The sequence below is a fragment of the Desulfoluna spongiiphila genome (assembly GCF_900101345.1).
GTDB classification, from domain to species: domain Bacteria; phylum Desulfobacterota; class Desulfobacteria; order Desulfobacterales; family Desulfolunaceae; genus Desulfoluna; species Desulfoluna spongiiphila.
Map to the genome: position 1 here is coordinate 1 of NZ_FMUX01000039.1, position 16886 is coordinate 16886.

Consider the following 16886-nt stretch of genomic DNA (forward strand, 5'->3'; position numbering starts at 1 on the left):
GGATATTTCTCGAAGGCTTTTTGCTTGGGCTATTTGGCAAAAAAGCATGGAAACAAAATGATCCCAGCACTTGAAGCCCTTCGAGTTTCTTTCTGCGTCGTGCTCGGAGACTAAACGGGCAAACTGGTTACGGTCAAAAAAACCTACGATTTGACTGAAAAAGCTGGAATGACGTACCATTGATATGCTCCTTGTTTGGCGAGGTCTTTGTTTGCAAACTTAACCATGCCTTATAAGGAGCATCTTTTCAAATTCTCACCGGTTTACTTCCGGTCAAATCCTATTTTGGACAACAGTGATTTTGGGTATATTTATAGTGCACTGTCTCTATACCTTTAGTGGTATGAATACCATTTGAATCATCGTGGAGTTGAGATTGAAGAGTTCACCCCCAATGGGGGTTGGTTTGAACTGATATGCATAGGCAGTATGGTGACATGAGTTGGCCTTTGGCTTATGCCATGGTTTTTTTTGGACAGCTTTCTTTTAAGATTCGATGAGGCTCGTCAGCGGATTATTTTCCGTATTTTGGTTGGCAGTGTGTGGCAACGAGGTGAAAGACGTGATGCATGTCCAGAGATGGCTGGCTTTGGTGAGTTCGTTATTCCTTTTTTATATACTATGTGGAACATTAAATTTGTCAATAATATTAGGTGGATTTATCTATCTGTCTATATACAACTCTATTGTTTATATCCTTACAAGGTTGGCAGTCAAATCCGTCGTACAAAATCTTTTTATTTTATTTTTTTCAATTGGGCACGTGTTTAAAACGTCGGTCGTAATGGGCAACGTAGAGTTTTATAATGCCGTAGGCTGGAATACTGTCGGTTCATTTGATTTTTCTGTTCAGATGATGTTAAATTTGTTTCTTGTTGAGACAGTAGGTCTTCTGGGCGCGTTTGTCGTATTTTCCGGGTATTGTCATTCTGCAAGAAATAGGATTATTTATTCTTCGTCGAATCTTAATAGATCATTCAGGGTCAATCCATATATACTTATGGCCATTTGGTTTATTTCTAGCGTTTTTATTGTTTATCTAGTTCAAAAGCTTGGTTTTGGCAAGCATGGATTAGCAGTACCCGCGGCCTGTAAACTGCCTTTCAAATTAGGGGGGCTTCTCCTTTATGTCAGGAATGTTTTTTTTGTTTGCTTCAGGATTGGTATTGGTTGATGTATTGGTTCAAGCTAAGTATAGAAGTAAGTTGGTAATATTTGCTGTGTTGTATTCTATTGTCGCATTTTATTATTCTTTTGAATCACTCTCCCGGAGTGCAATGGTTGTTGTAATACTCCCTTTGATATATCTCTATATAAAGCGTTATAAATTCAGATATACATTTTCGACAATATTCAGATTTGCATTAATTTTCTCCTTGCTGTTGTTGGTGGTTATTGCAGTCGGTAAATACAGACTTACCTTTTATAATAACGATGGTCCTGTGGATGGTAATCAGATTTCGTTCATTATTAGTATAATTTCTAATCTTGAATTGAAAGAATTTCTTCTGTTTCCAACTTTTTTGATACACAGAATTGAAGGATCAAGAGAACTGATGGCGGTTATTTCATCAAATGTTTTAGGGCTTAAGTCCTTATATCTTGCTTTATTTGTAGGTGATCAGGAAATAATGAAATCAGTAATGGGCTTTATTCCCTTGGCTGAAGGTAAGGCATTTGGAATGACTTATGGCTTGTTTGGGATGCTTTACTTAAGTAAAAGCCTTTTGGTTGTTTTCTTTGGTGTAGGTTTTTACATATGGTTTTTGCAAACCATTGAGCGCTTATTTTTAAAACGTGGTTACGAGGCAACTTCGTTTTTTGTCTCTTTTATTCTTTTTGTAAATGTATGGGGAAATATGACATGGTTTTTTATGTTTAGGTTTTCGTTTATATTAATATTCTTATACCTTTTTGTTCGCTTGGTTATGGAAAAATTATTCTATAAATCTGTTGGTTATCCTCCAAATAAAAGATTAGATAATGTGTCAGATTGCTTTGTGGCATAATGTGTTTGGCAGCTGAGTTAAAATAATATTATCGTAAGGGTGTTATGCTTGAATTTTCGGGTCGTCGCTGTTTTGTGTGGAAAAGCCCTGTGAGCACCTCTTCAATTTTCCCTGAATTTTGAACGGTGATGTGTTACTTTTCAGGGATATTTATAAGTTGCATCAACCACAATAATTCACGAATTGAGATTAATGGATATTCAAACTCAGCAGCTTTTTAGTATGGCCTTAGGACTTGCATTACCTTGGACAATTACCGAAATAAAGTTTTTTGGAACCGATCAACAACTTGATATATTGATAGATTTCAATCTCGGTAGCCCTTTTTTATGCCCTGATTGCAACAAACCAGGCTGCAAGGTTCATGACACGGAAGAGCGTACATGGCGGCATCTCGATTTTTTTCAACATAAAACCGTCTTACATGCACGGCAGCCAAGGGTCAAATGCTCAAAACATGGTGTAAAAACAACAACTGTTCCTTGGGCACGTCGCGGGTCTGGCTTTACACAACTGATGGAATCGTACATCGTTCTTTTGGTCCAAAATGGAATGACAGCTCATCAGGTGTGGAACACTAATTGGAGAGCATGATATTCGTATATGGCGAATTCTCGAACATTACGTTGATGATGCACGATCTCGTGCTGATTATTCCAACGTTAAAGCCATTTGTCTTGACGAAACAAGTCGACGGCGCGGTCATAAACTATGTCACCGTTTTTGCTAACTCTGAAGATCACCAGGTCCTGTTTGTAACAGTAGGAAAAGACGCTAAAACTGTTAAAGAATTCAAGAAAGATCTCAAAGCTCATGGTGGAAAACTAGAAAAAATAACAGAAGCCTGTCTGGATATGTCAGAAGCTTTTAAAAAAGGGCTAAGAGAAGAATTTCCTTCCGTATTATTGACGTTTTATAATTTCCATTTGATGCAATTGTTAAACAAGGCGGTCGACGAAGTTCGACGTCAAGAGCAAAAAACACGACCAGAGTTGAAAGGCACCCGCTATATTTGGCTAAAAAATGATTGGAATCATAGCCAGGCCCAACAGGGTCTCTTTAAAGAGCTTTGTGATTGTAATTTGCAGACGGCTGAAGCGACTCATCTGAAGGCGGTCTTCCAAGATATATTTGCCTGTAATGCTATAGAAACTGCTGAGCCGTTATTGAAACAGTGGTGTGATTGGGTGACCCAAAGCCAGATTGGGCCTATAAAAGCCGCCAACACAATTAAGAAAAATTGGCACGGTGTGCTGGGATGGTTTAGATCAAATTTCACCAATGGATTGATGGAGAGCATCAATAGTTTAATTCAAGCTGCCAAGGGGCGATCCCGGGGTTTTAGAACGTCCCGCTATCTCAAAACGATGATCTATTTAATAGCGGGTAAACTGGACCTCCAAATTTTGCCGTTACGGATCGCTACCCGCACAAAATAGCGAGCACCCGTGTTTTCATGCATAATAATCCGGCAGCTAAAAACATCCGCTTTGTGCCGGTCTCATTCCCCTTTGATTTTTCAGATTTTTTAATCTGTCGTTTGCTCGAATAAGGTGGATTATTAGAATCTTTACAATTCTTTGAAGACAATTTGTTAATGGCCTCCTCGAGTTGATCTAAACGCGCCTGATGTGAGATAAGGATATCTTCAAGCTGGGACATGTACGTTTGATAAGTGTCTGGGCACTGCTTCCGAATTATAGTTGATGGCGACTTTATCGCTTTCATGAGTGCAGGCTGTCACACTATTTGTTGCATATATAGTTTGGGTAATTATTGAGCAGTATATCTATATTGATAAGTATTAATGATGTTTAGTCCAGTTTACGAGTTCACTTTGGGTTGTGAATGCTTACCAAATTATGTTTAAGCTTAAATTGCTGCAATTAGAAAAATGGTAGCACTTTAAGTAGACGGACAAACATGTACGCTAAAACAAAAGAAGGGTTGCAACGCACATTGGATGTGCATTGAGTGCGGGATACTCAAGAGGATAAACAATTGATATGGTACGGTTTTTTTTGGCAAGATTGATGAGGTATCATAATGGAATGGTCTGTGTTTATAAGTAAAATATAAATAGCAAGTTATATTCCTTGCAATTCTCACCGAATATTAGACACTCGTATAAAATGAGACATCGACATATTGACCTTATTTTATAGGCTTAAATCATATTTTTTTTGTAGTAAAAATACACAAAAAGCATAGGATCTTTATGAAACACACGGACACCCTTTTTTTACTTTTGGGGCATCTTTAAATACACTTAAAACCCCTATAAAAGAAAGCTTTACAAATAATTATTAGGGTCTCATTTTGCGCAGCTATTTCGGCTAATTTAGACAGCTAACATTAAGAGATTCACAACTTTGTTTGGCTCGGTCGCCCTTGGGATTGTGTCAATACCTTTTATTCTCGAGCGAATTTTGATTCACCAAAAAGTAGCATAGAAGTATTGCATACTATGCGCATACAATTGAAATGGGCGGAGTCCAATCTAAGACGGCACTCCCCAAAAAAACTTTACGGAGTCGATGATACATGATTTTAAAAAATATAAATGAAGCAAACCTTGAAATTTGGTTGAAAAAAGTTCTCTCCGATATTCCTAATGGAAAGAGAATTTTAGATGCTGGGGCTGGAGAACTTCGTAATCGCCCATTGTGCTTTCACTTGGATTATGTCTCTCAGGACTTTTGTCAGTACGATGGGACTGGAGATGGCGAGGGGCTGCAAACAGGGTCTTGGAATACAAGTACTATTAATTTGGTATGTGATATTACTGACATCCCTGAGCCCGATGGTTCTTTTGATGCCATTCTTTGTAGCGAGGTTTTGGAACATATTCCTGATCCAACGAAAGCCATAGATGAATTTTCACGCCTTTTGAAGCCAAAAGGAATTTTGATTCTTACTGCACCATTTGCGTCATTGGTTCATTTTGCTCCTTATCATTATTGCAGCGGTTTCAGTCGTTATTGGTATGAACATCATTTAAATTTGAGGGGTTTTAATATTGGGCAACTCGTTTCAAATGGGGATTGGTTCACGTATTGTCAGCAAGAGTTGAGACGATTGGGAAGCATGTCTCGTCGTTATGGTGATCGATTTTGGCCTGTAGCATATATCTTGGGAGTACTGGGTGAACTTTATTTTCGGATCCGTATAGGGAAGCAAGCAAGTGATGTTGCGTGTTTTGGTTGGCAGTGTGTTGCTGTCAAGAGAGATTATAGTGCCGATCAGACGACTTAATACTGACTTTTTCTGTCATAAAAAAACTTGTTATCGGTTTGAGACAGATTCCTTTCTATTGACCGGCAATATAATCCAAGTCTGCCCGTAATTTATCAGATGCTCAATTTTCGGAAAAGTAATGTCACGTCAATCAATCACTCAGTACTAGTTCGTCTTGGCTCTTGGCAAGCCCAAAATATACAATTCCGTCATCCATTATCTGACAAAGTATAGTGTTTATGATTTTCTTAGAGAATTCATTAGTCATGTGTAATGTTTTTATAGATTATGCCATAATCCGGTGATGTCCCCGCTTAATTGACAGATGATGGAGGCTCGAGTATACTTTTCCGAGTAGATCAAACTATGAGCCGGAGGCACGCAATGACCAAACTTAATCTTGAACAGTATTTTTGTCCCAACGAGCAATGCAAGGAATACGGGCTTCGCAGCCATGGCAATATCGCCGTTCGCGGTAAATACGGCAAAGAAAAGAACCGCACTCTGCTTTACTGCCGGACTTGTGGCAAACGCTTTGCTGCTACTCAGGCCAGCGCATTGTTTGGCCTTCATTTGCAGCCCGAGATGATTCGACAGATAATTCATCTTGCAGCAGAAGGTGTCGGTGTACGCGCAACCGCGCGCTTGTTGGAACTTGATAAAGACACGGTCAACCGAATTATCCTCCGTGCCGGAGAGCATTGTGCCAAAGTGCTTTCTGAGCTGTTGACTTCACTTGAAATGACTGAGGTACAACTCGACGAATTGTGGACATTTATAAAAAAAAGAAAAATTCTGGCAGTTCCGACGACCTCAAAAACCACTACGGACGCAAATGGATCTGGACGGCCATCGACGCCCCCACGCGCTTGCTAATCACATTTTGGATCGGCGGACGTGAATTGGATGATGCCCGGCACATGCTGAAGGATTTGACTGATCGCCTTATAGAAAAACCCTTGTTTGTCTCAGATGAATTGTCCCATTACAGAACGGTTTTGGGCGAGTTGTTTCATAAATTGGTCCCGCAGGCGCCGACAGGTAAACCTGGACGGCCCAAGAATCCAGAGCAGGTCATTGATGCGGATTTAGATTACGCTACAGTTCATAAGACACGTCAGGGTGCGAAGGTAGTCAAGGTTGAACGCAAAGTGGGCTACGGTTGTGACCGGAGCATTCTAACTCGACTATCTAATTCGCCAAGCCATACAATTAACACGGCATATATCGAACGTTCCAACCTTGATTGGCGACTATGGGATGCCCACCTGACACGCAAGGCACCGACGGTTGCCCGATCAATGCGGTGGCTTAAGGCCAAGTTCGCCATTTGCGTAGCCTGTTACAATTTGATCCGGCCTCATGAAACACTTGGTCGTGGTAAAGATCGCATCTTTCGACCTAAGACGCCTGCAATGGCGGCAAATGTGACGGATCATAAATGGACATTTATAGAATTACTGACTCGCCCAGCTATATGTCAATAATATAGGGACACCGCCATATATCTGGCGGTGGTCATTAACTTTTGGGCCTTTTTTTATTTTATATATATATAAATATATTGGTGTCTGATGAGTAAGCTTATTGTTAGAATAAAGGGCGGCCTTGGTAACCAGCTATTCTGTTATGCAGCGGCGCGACGTCTTGCCCTCGTTAACGACGCCGAGCTGATTATCGATGATGTGAGCGGATTTGCAAGAGATTCTCAGTATAGACGGCAGTATGCACTTGATAAGTTTAATATTTCTGCTCGCAAGGCGACGCCGGCGGAGCGTCTGGAACCGTTAGAACGTTACCGCCGGGCTCTTTGGAAGATGCGGTGCAAACGAAAACCATTTGTACAACGGAGTTATCTAGAGCAGGTGGGGATCGATTTTGACGAAAGACTTCTCGATGTTAAGGTTAGCAATAAACTTTATCTCGATGGTTTGTGGCAGAGTGAAAATTATTTTAAGGACATGGAGCAGGTTATTCGAGACGATTTGCAAATTGAGGTGCCACAGGATGCTGCAAATTTACGTATTGCCGCAGAAATCAAAAATAACCTATCTGTGTCACTGCATGTTCGTTGGTTTGATTCTTGCAATGTGGCAGGCTCGCATAATGCCTCGACAGAGTATTACCGACAGGCAATCGAGCTGATGGAAAGCAGGTTTGAGTCGCCCCGGTATTTCGTGTTCTCCGATAATATCGAGGCTGCCCGTGAAAAGCTTGATCTCCCAATGAATCGGGTGCGTTTTGTTTCACACAACGATGGAGATGAAAACGCCTACGCAGATTTGTGGTTAATCTCTCAGTGTCGTCACTTTGTTACTGCAAACAGCACTTTTAGCTGGTGGGGTGCATGGCTGGGGGGGGAATTGGATAAAATAGTGGTAACACCAGGTTTAAATGTTGATGGTAAGGCGGCGTGGGGGTTTAGGGGCTTGATTCCTCCAGGTTGGATATCGTTGTGAAGAAATATTGAAAGTGAAATTATCTAGAGGATCAAATGATCAATCTTTATGTGTTTGGAGAATTTAGAGACTTATGTGCGGTATAGCTGGAGTAGTGTCCCGGGGCTCCAATTGCCTGCGTGGGCTGCTTGTTGGCAGTCGTGATTCTATGTATCACCGAGGCCCTGATGATTCAGGGGAGTGGTGGTCGGCTGATGGGCGCGTCGGTCTTGGGCATCGTCGGTTATCTGTCCTTGATCTTTCCTCTGGTGGCCGACAACCCATGTCTAGTGCAGATGATCGATATCATATCGTTTACAACGGTGAAATTTATAATTTTAGGGAATTACGAATAACCTTAATGAAGCTGGGGTACTGTTTTAAAAGCAACAGCGACACTGAGGTTGTTTTGTACTCCTATCAGGAATGGGGAGATGATTGCCTTCAAAAGTTTAACGGCATGTTCGCTCTGGCAATATATGATAGCGGCGATGATAATACGGCATCTTCAATTTTTTTTGCACGTGATAGGGTAGGGAAAAAGCCTTTTTATTACAAGTTGAGTCAGTATCAATTCCAGTTTGCTTCTGAATTGAAGGGCTTGAATGTTAATGGTTCGGTTGATGTGCAGGCATTGAACCATTATTTATCTATGGGGTATATACCGAATGATTTGTGTATCTCCGAGGGGGTCAAAAAACTGCCTCCTGCACATGCTGGGCGTCTTGACTTAAAGACTATGGGGCTTCGAACATGGAAATATTGGTCTTTGCCTGAGAATAAAGCTTCTCAGTTAAATGATGGAGAAGAACTGGCTGATCAACTGGAAGCACTATTGCTTGATTCAGTAAAACAACGATTGGTTAGCGATGTGCCACTGGGTGTACTTTTAAGTGGTGGGCTTGATTCAAGTTTGATTGTTGCTGCAGCTGCCCAACAAATTTCAGGGCGGTTAAAGACCTTTACTTTTGCGCAGCCTGGGTCACATCTTGATGAATCAGGTTATGCACTTTGTGTGGGGAATCATTTTGGGACGGATCACCATGTTGTGGAGATGGGTACTCCGTCTATGGCAATTATTGAGGAACTTGCACCTTACGTGGATGAACCACTGGCCGATTCATCTATTATCCCAACCTTTATGGTCTCGCGTCTTACACGTCAGCACGTTACTGTAGCTCTTGGTGGGGATGGGGGGGACGAGTTGTTTGGCGGATATTCTGATTATTCAAGGGCATTAGTTGATCAAAAACTAATTGGCTGGGTTCCCTCGTATCTTGTCGGCATGGCTGCGAAGATGGCAGCACTATTACCTGCTGGTGTGTGTGGGCGAAATAGAATCTCATCTCTTAGGGGAGGGGCACTTCAGCAGATGGTTTGGGGGTCACCATATTTTGACCTGGTTTTGCGCAGCCGTCTTTTAAAAGAATCTCATGTGGCAAAACTCGGAGATGGGTTTGATGCCCCTGAACGTTGTTTGCGTGGTCTTTTTAATGGCGGTCGTGATGCGGTAGACTCCATGACCAGGGCACACTTTGGGAGTATTTTACCTGATGATTTTTTGGTTAAAGTGGATCGTCAAAGCATGGCTAACAGCCTTGAAATGAGAACACCATTTCTCGATTATCGACTTGTTGAGTTTGCTTTTTCAAAAATCCCCAGTCAATGGAAAGTGCGGGGTAGGGAAACTCGGCGTATTCAGCAATTGTTAGCCAAGCGAATGCTTCCATCTGCATTAGACACAAATCGTAAGCAGGGATTTTCCATTCCCTTGGATAATTGGCTACGAGCCGACCGATGCAGAAAGGTTATGGATTATATCCCGTACTTGCCTGACTGTATACAGCGTCGGGAAGTCACTATGTTGATAGACGGAGAAATGAAGGGGCGGGCTAATGGATCGCGGCTTTTTTCTCTTTTGATGCTTGGGATTGCAATGAAAAATAATGGAGCGAATTCATATGGGAATTAAATTATCAGTTTGTATACCGGCTTACAACAGGCCTGAGGTTTTGCCGGCTCTTTTAGATTCGATTTTATCGCAAGATTATAACAACTTTGAAATTGTAATTTGTGAGGATAAATCACCCGCACGAGATGAAATACGAGAGGTTGTCTCTCGGTATGAGAATGAATATCCTGGAAAATTACGTTATTTTGAAAATGAAAAAAATCTTGGGTACGATGCAAATTTAAGAAATATTATTGAAAAATCGGCTGGTGAGTACTGTTTCTTTATGGGGAATGATGATTTGATGTATCCTTCCGCACTGAAAACTGTAGCATCAGCTCTTGAACGACATAGAAACGTTGGCGTGATTTTGAGAACTTATGCTTCATTTGACGGTACCCCAGACCAGATCAATCAAGTTTTTCGTTATTTTGATATAGAGAAGTTTTTTCCTGCCGGCTCTCCAACCATTGCCACTTTCTATCGTCGGTCCGTCGTGATTCCTGGTGTGGTGATCCATCGTGGCGAGGCTCTCAAGTTCTCTACCGATCGTTTTGACGGGACACTTCTTTACCAGCTTTATCTTGTTGCCAATATTCTTGTCGATATGAACGGGGTTTTTCTTCCCGAGATTCTTGCGCTCTACCGCAAAGGTGGAATACCCGATTTTGGTAACAGCGCAAAGGAGCAAGGAAAGTTTGTGCCTGAGGATCAGACTCCTGAATCGTCGTTGCACTTCATCCGCGGCATGCTGGATATAGCCGCATGGGTGGGAAAGAGTCGTAATACCCCCATTTATCACCCGATTATGCGCGATATTGGTAACTATTCGTATCCGATTCTTTCCATACAGTCTTGTCGAAGCTTCCCTGTATTTGTGAAGTATGCGTATGGCCTGGCACGGATGGGATTTTGGAAATCTGGATTGTTTTTCGCTTATTTCTTTTCTCTGATTTTGTTGGGTGCTAAGCGTGTAGACTCTTTGATTGGGTTTATCAAAAGGCGAATTGGTCATACACCGATAATCGGTTCGGTGTACGGAGGTGAATCCCGGTGAAAATTCTTGTTGTTGGCGATTGGCATTCGGAATTACACGAGGAACCCGTTCTCCATGCATTTGAGTCTCTTGGTCATCAAACGTTTCGATTTTCCTGGCATAATTATTTCATGCCGCACGAAGAAGGAGTGTTCGCTTCTTTGGCTGCTTTTGTAGGAAGGGTTCAGAATAAGCTGATTGCGGGGCAAAGCGTGGCAAGAATTAATGCGGACTTTATTAGCATGGTCTTTTCGGTTCGTCCTGATGTTGTGTTTGTCTATCGAGGCACCCATATTACTTCTGAATCCCTTAAGGTTGTAAAGGCTGCGTTGCCCCACATCGTGTTAGTGGGCTACAATAACGACGATCCGTTCGCTAAAGGGCATTCCTACTTACTGTGGCGTCATTTTCTTAAAGCTATCCCAGTTTACGACCTGATGCTTGCCTATCGACATCATAACCTTGATGATTTCAAAGGGGCTGGCGCTCAGCGCGTTCAACTCCTTCGGTCGTGGTTTGTACAGGAACGGAATCATCCCGTGAAACTAACGCTTTCTGAACGTGAGCGTTATAGTTGCGATGTGGTGTTTGTAGGTCATTATGAGCCTGATGGTCGTCTAGAAATGTTAGAAACAATTGTCAAGCAGGGGTTTTCCCTTAAAGTGTTTGGGCCAGACGGTTGGGATTCCATTATTCGCAGATCGCCATGGCTGAGCCAACTGTCTCCTGTGCGTCCATTGTGGGGGGAAGATTACAATAAGGCACTCTGTGGTGCAAAAGTCTCACTATGTTTTCTGTCTAAACTCAATCGTGATACCTATACACGTCGTTGTTTTGAAATACCTGCAGCGCGGAGTGTGCTTATGGCGGAATATACGGATGATCTTGCAACTTTATACAAAGAAGATCGAGAAGCCGTTTTTTTCAGCTCGACGGATGAGTTGATAGAGAAGCTTCATCAGTACATTAGAAATGATGAACTTCGCCACAAGGTTGCCCAAGCCGGTTTCGAGCGAGTTTACAATGACAAACATGACGTTGCTTCGCGTATGCAGCAGGTTGTGACATGGATCTCAGAATTTGAGCTCGAAAAAGAGGGGTAATATGAGACCAAGGAATCTGGAAAAAATATAAATCTTCTCAGTAGTGTCCGGTTAGGTCTTTGCATATGACCTTTTTCGTTTCTTTTTTTTGTTACGTTTTGTTTTGCTTACTTTTTTGCGTGCAGAGGGTGAATTTTCTCCCGCACACAATTCGTTAAAAATATCGGTACGTAGTTCTCTAATTCTTTTAATGGTGACCTTTTCGCCATACTCCTCGTGGCAGTATATAGCCATCAGAAGGTATGAGATCAATCCAGCAAGCATTTGAACCATCAGTCCATATTCGCTACGAGCAATCAGGTGATATACTTTCAAGCTTTTTTTCCACCATTTGAAAAAAGACTCGATAGACCACCTCAGCTTGTAAACCTCTGCAACCTGATGGGCCGAGAGATCAAAACGATCCGTGGCAACATAATACTTTTTGTCATCAACCTCATACTCAACAACCCTTACGGGATTCTTGGTCTGGTTGACTCCATGAGTTCCAAGAAGGACTTTTGCATCGTAAAAAACAAAGTCGTCATCAGAGGTGTGGTATTTTTCAAGGACTGTCCTTGTTGTGAGTTCTTTAATACGGCAGACAAAACTTTTGCCTTCTTCTTGAAGAAGATCAAAATCATCATGGCACTGATATCCACGATCCATGACTCCTGTTTGTCCAGGAGAAAGGATAGTGCTCACAAAAGGACGCTCAGCGCCATTTCCATCGGTAAGATAGACGTGTGTTGGAATCCCTTGGTTGATGGAAAAACCAAAATGACCCTTAGCCTTCTTTGAGCCTTTTCTGTAGTCAGCCCAGTACATTGAAAGGCATGCATCGATAAGGCTTCCATCGATGGCTATCAACTCCCCAAGTTCGGAAAATTCATTGGGAAGTATGCTGCCAGCTTTCTTTACCAACTCTTTGAATATGAATTGAAGCTGCTCAAGCCCTCGATTGTTAATCGCTTCTGAAAAACTGCTACGGCTGATTCCCCCATCAGGTGCGATACACTGACGTGCAAATTCATTTTCAGATAGTTCCTGTATGAGTTCTCTCCCAGACTCATGTTCATAGAGATGGAAGTATAATAAAGCGTTTAGCTGGTCTTTAAAAGTTAACTTCAAGGGACGATCTCCTCGTGATTTCAGCTCAGGACAATATTCCAAAATGGACTTCACGGGAGAGACATAGCTGTTATAGTTGCAAGAGTCGATTTTTTTCTTGGGAAATAACATGTGCGCCTAAGTTCTTGTATTTACAGAGGTGGCTAATGCAAGGCGCGGTGCTCACTAATCGCCTGTTTTGTCAATAAAAAAAGAGCGATTGCTTGAAATATTTTGTTTGCAAGAAATTAACCGGACACTATTGAAATCTTCTACCCTTTTTCGCATAGTCGGGGATATCCACATTCATAGGACTTGGGTCAGCAACTTTTGCCAACGCTTTATCGCTTTTCTTATTAAGAGTATATAAATACGCATTATCAGTTTTCCCACGTGGTATTTTCAGTTCCGCGGCATTGTGCTTGCAAGGGCCAGAGAGCTTAATCATAAACCTTAATCCGTGGCATCTAAATAATTATAAATGTCATAAGGTACTACTGATAGTTGTCATTAAAAATGATAAGGCTGTGTGTGCGTTTAATTCACTTCGGAGGTGAACAACTAAATATGCGCCTACCCATCACGGTAAAACACGGAAAAGAAAAATTGTGCAGTCACAGCGGGCTGAACCTCGTTAGTATGCTACTGCAATGTACTCAATTAAGAGGGCGTCTCGAACAAATCTCTGGTGTACATTGTGCCAATCCTTAAAAAAAAATCGAGTCATTAACCGTTAGTTGGTTAGTTAGTTTAGTGAAAAAATTTAGATTGTAAATGATTTAGGGAGATGGTGTAAAGTGGGAAAAATGAAGACAATAAATAATGAATCTTTTTTGATGAAAGTTCTAAAAAGAATTGGGCTTGAGCGTAACGCTTGGTCTCTGCGAAGGCTTTATTGTCCTGTGGATAAGAAGGCATTTGTTTTAGAGGTTGGCTCGGGCGGCAATCCCTATGCACGTTCGAATGTTCTCCTTGACGCGTATGAGGAAACGAGAGAGCGCCATTGGGCGCCCTTGGTATATGACCGACCGACTGTTATAGGCTTTGTCGAAAAACTTCCTTTCCCTGACAAGTCTTTTGATTTTGTAATTGCTTCACATGTACTTGAACATTCATCGGATCCAGCTAAGTTCCTGTCGGAGCTTCAACGTGTTGCAAAGGCAGGGTATATCGAGGTGCCAGATGCATTCATGGAACGAGTAAATCCGTATCGTGACCATCGGCTTGAAGTGACCGTTCGGGATGGGGAACTTATTATAAGAAAGAAATCAGGTTGGATGGAAGAACCCAGTACGGTTGAACTTTATGAAGAAAGAGTTAAGCAGCTGCTTACCCGTGAGCTCATTCCAAGGCACCCCTTTTCCTTTCATGTACGTTTTTACTGGGAAGGCAAGATACCTTTCCGCATTGTCAATCCTGATACTGATTCAACTTGGGAGGCTCCAGCTTCAGTTTGTGAAGGGAATAACATTCCAAGGGGTGATGGGTTGGGAATTCGAAATGCTGTGCTTGAATTTATGCGAAAACATTGTTCTCAAAATGAAAGGAATAAAAAAATAACCGTGTCAGAGTTACTTAAATGTCCTGAATGCTCCGCCGGGGATCTTACTCTGGAATCAGAGAGTCTTGTTTGCCAAGAATGTAAAAGATCCTACTCGGTTAATAATGGTATCCCGATGATGTACTCATAGATTCAAAATGATCGTTACTGAGGCGTTTCATCAGCATTACCGATGGATATCAAATTGATCATAATTTATCGCTTTAGTTCAAAAGAACCAGTTAGTTTGGATAGGTATATTAAAAAATTAAGTGTATTGGTAGCCGTAGTGGAATGAACAAGTCTGCTATGTGCGGACTCAAAAATCCAGAGTGATACATGGGACTATCAATTCTTGAAATATGGTGTTGTCCACAAACAGTGGCATACCTTGATACCCAAGGTGACGTATATGGCATCAGGCTAAGGGCTTCGGTGGCTTGAGGGGGAGTGATTCATGTTTCTTGGTATTGACGCATCAAATATTAGAGCTGGGGGGGGGGTAACTCATTTACGAGAGTTGTTGAACCATAGTTCTCCAATGGACTTTGGATTTGAAAAGGTTGTGATATGGTCTGGATCAAAAACTTTGGACAGTTTGGCCAATTATTCTTGGCTTGAAAAAAGAAACGAGTCCCTTTTGGGGAAATCTCTTCCGTATAGAATTTTTTGGCAACAATTTATTTTGCCAAAAAAATTGATAGAAGAGAAGTGCTCGATATTATTTTCTCCGGGAGGAATTTTACCATTTACGGTTTCTGTTACGACCATTTCAATGTCGCAAAATATGCTTCCTTTTGAAAAAAAGGAACGTTCACGCTTTAAAAGCAAAGCCCAGAAGCTGAAATTTTTAATACTTCGGTTTATTCAGGGGTATAGTTTTAAAAATGCTTCAGGGCTTATTTTCTTGAGTGAATATGCCAAAAAATATATACAAAATAGCCTGAATGGCAAATTAGACCAAATCAGAACCATTCCCCATGGTGTAGACAAGCGTTTTATGAAGGCTCCAAGAGATCCAAAAAGAATTGAGGATTGTTCTGATGCTGATTGCTTCCGTCTTTTATATGTCTCCATTATCGATGTTTACAAGCATCAATGGAAGGTTGTTGAAGCTGTCGCTTTGCTGCGCAAGATGGGGTTACCGGTAGCAATTGATTTTGTAGGCCCCTGTAATCCAGAGGCAATGCTCATCTTTGAAAAATCCATAAAAAAGCATGATGAACAACAACAATTTATCAATTACCATGGTCCTGTTAATTTTGATCAACTTGAAGGGTATTATCAAAGCGCAGATATTTTTGTCTTTGCATCAAGTTGTGAGAATTTACCGAATATTCTATTGGAAGCGATGGCTGCAGGGCTGCCAATCGCTTCATCGAATACGGGGCCAATGCCAGAGGTTCTATGCCGATTTGCAGAATTTTTTAATCCGGAATCAGCCGAATCAATTTCTATGGCTATAAAGAATCTGATTCTTTCCCCCGAGCTTAGAAAAAAAAATGCAGACTCCTTATATGACAAAGTGCAATCATATTCATGGGAGAAATGTGCCAATAACACTTTTGATTTTTTGAGATATATTGATAGTCAAGTGTCTAAGGTAAAGTAATATTAAAGGGATTTTTTGATGTTTAAAAACAAGATATTGTTGATTACTGGGGGGACCGGCTCATTTGGTAATGCCGTTCTGAAACGGTTCTTACATACTGACATAAAAGAAATTCGAATTTTCAGCCGTGATGAAAAAAAGCAGGATGATATGCGTCATGAATTAAAAAATGACAAAGTGAAATATTATATTGGTGATGTCAGGGACTATGAAAGTATCTCTAAAGCCATGTGTAATGTCGATTATGTATTTCATGCCGCGGCTTTAAAACAGGTGCCATCATGTGAATTTTATCCGATCCAGGCAGTCAAAACCAATGTAACTGGAACTGAAAATGTATTAAATGCTGCAATTGCGAATAATATAAAGAAAGTTATTGTTCTTAGCACTGACAAAGCGGTTTATCCCATTAATGTGATGGGAATGACAAAGGCTTTAAGTGAAAAAGTTATGATTGCCCGAGCCAGGGATGTTGATAATGGCAACTCGCTTTTTTGTGCTACTCGCTATGGAAACGTGATGGCATCTCGAGGTTCAGTCATTCCACTATTTGTAGAGCAGGCAATGGCAGGCAAACCACTTACCGTAACAGATCCAAATATGACGCGATTCTTGATGTCATTAGATCAATCGGTTGAACTGGTTCTTTTTGCATTCAACAATATGAATCCAGGTGATATTTTTGTTCAGAAAGCCCCTGCCTCGACAGTTATTGATTTGGCTCACGCAATTAAAGAGTTATTCAACTCCAAAAGCGAAGTGAAAATCATAGGAACTCGCCATGGTGAAAAATTGTATGAAACTCTTTTAAGCCGTGAGGAGAAAATAAAGGCTGAGGATTTAGGTGAATATTACAGAGTACCGGCTGACA

At 41.3% G+C, this 16886-nt stretch carries 15 protein-coding genes; 13 read left to right on the forward strand and 2 right to left on the reverse strand.

The features are described 5' to 3' along the window. Positions 1 to 180, reverse strand: a 180-nt coding sequence (locus tag BLQ12_RS26310; RefSeq protein WP_139164127.1) for a DUF4372 domain-containing protein, incomplete at its 3' end; no start/stop codon positions are given. Positions 181 to 1127: 947 nt separating this feature from the next. Between BLQ12_RS26310 and BLQ12_RS26315 the strand changes: the two genes are divergently transcribed. From BLQ12_RS26315 to BLQ12_RS26355, 10 genes are all read left to right on the forward strand, one after another. Further along, on the forward strand, positions 1128 to 2009 hold the full coding sequence (locus tag BLQ12_RS26315; protein ID WP_139164128.1) for a hypothetical protein: 882 nt from the start codon (positions 1128 to 1130) through the stop codon (positions 2007 to 2009). Positions 2010 to 2201: 192 nt separating this feature from the next. Further along, positions 2202 to 2603 (forward strand): transposase family protein, encoded by a 402-nt coding sequence (locus tag BLQ12_RS27825; RefSeq protein ID WP_217640416.1) that lies wholly within the window; start codon positions 2202 to 2204, stop codon positions 2601 to 2603. Continuing rightward, a complete protein-coding gene (locus BLQ12_RS26320) occupies positions 2600 to 3448 on the forward strand; it encodes a transposase (RefSeq protein ID WP_217640417.1) in 849 nt (282 codons plus the stop codon). Before BLQ12_RS27825 ends, BLQ12_RS26320 begins: the two co-directional genes overlap by 4 nt. Before the next feature lie 1105 nt (positions 3449 to 4553). Further along, positions 4554 to 5264: a class I SAM-dependent methyltransferase gene (locus BLQ12_RS26325; RefSeq protein WP_092215899.1), complete on the forward strand. Its 711-nt coding sequence runs from the start codon at positions 4554 to 4556 to the stop codon at positions 5262 to 5264. A 366-nt stretch (positions 5265 to 5630) separates the two neighbouring features. Further along, the gene (locus BLQ12_RS27195; RefSeq protein WP_139164129.1) at positions 5631 to 6122 is read left to right on the forward strand and encodes an IS1 family transposase; all 492 of its coding nucleotides are present in this window, start codon (positions 5631 to 5633) and stop codon (positions 6120 to 6122) included. A 44-nt stretch (positions 6123 to 6166) separates the two neighbouring features. Beyond that, positions 6167 to 6733, forward strand: coding sequence for a hypothetical protein (locus tag BLQ12_RS26335; protein WP_139164130.1), 567 nt, complete (start codon positions 6167 to 6169; stop codon positions 6731 to 6733). A gap of 87 nt (positions 6734 to 6820) precedes the next feature. Continuing rightward, positions 6821 to 7705, forward strand: coding sequence for an alpha-1,2-fucosyltransferase (locus BLQ12_RS26340; protein WP_092215904.1), 885 nt, complete (start codon positions 6821 to 6823; stop codon positions 7703 to 7705). Between the two features lie 73 nt (positions 7706 to 7778). Further along, positions 7779 to 9656 (forward strand): asparagine synthase (glutamine-hydrolyzing), encoded by a 1878-nt coding sequence (gene asnB, locus BLQ12_RS26345; RefSeq protein WP_092215906.1) that lies wholly within the window; start codon positions 7779 to 7781, stop codon positions 9654 to 9656. After that, positions 9646 to 10692 (forward strand): glycosyltransferase family 2 protein, encoded by a 1047-nt coding sequence (locus BLQ12_RS26350; protein WP_175470083.1) that lies wholly within the window; start codon positions 9646 to 9648, stop codon positions 10690 to 10692. Before asnB ends, BLQ12_RS26350 begins: the two co-directional genes overlap by 11 nt. Then, positions 10689 to 11774: a CgeB family protein gene (locus BLQ12_RS26355; RefSeq protein WP_092215910.1), complete on the forward strand. Its 1086-nt coding sequence runs from the start codon at positions 10689 to 10691 to the stop codon at positions 11772 to 11774. Before BLQ12_RS26350 ends, BLQ12_RS26355 begins: the two co-directional genes overlap by 4 nt. A gap of 51 nt (positions 11775 to 11825) precedes the next feature. Here BLQ12_RS26355 and BLQ12_RS26360 read toward each other — a convergent pair whose 3' ends face one another. Further along, positions 11826 to 12995: an IS4 family transposase gene (locus tag BLQ12_RS26360; protein ID WP_092215912.1), complete on the reverse strand. Its 1170-nt coding sequence runs from the start codon at positions 12993 to 12995 to the stop codon at positions 11826 to 11828. A gap of 674 nt (positions 12996 to 13669) precedes the next feature. Between BLQ12_RS26360 and BLQ12_RS26370 the strand changes: the two genes are divergently transcribed. The 3 genes from BLQ12_RS26370 to BLQ12_RS26380 form a co-directional block, all read left to right on the forward strand. Next, positions 13670 to 14554, forward strand: coding sequence for a methyltransferase domain-containing protein (locus BLQ12_RS26370; RefSeq protein ID WP_092215916.1), 885 nt, complete (start codon positions 13670 to 13672; stop codon positions 14552 to 14554). 306 nt (positions 14555 to 14860) lie between these two features. Then, positions 14861 to 16015 carry a glycosyltransferase family 4 protein gene (locus tag BLQ12_RS26375; protein WP_092215918.1) on the forward strand — a complete coding sequence of 385 codons (1155 nt, stop codon included), beginning with the start codon at positions 14861 to 14863 and terminating at the stop codon, positions 16013 to 16015. 18 nt (positions 16016 to 16033) lie between these two features. Continuing rightward, positions 16034 to 16886: UDP-N-acetylglucosamine 4,6-dehydratase family protein (locus tag BLQ12_RS26380; RefSeq protein ID WP_092215920.1), on the forward strand; the 853-nt coding region annotated here is incomplete at its 3' end.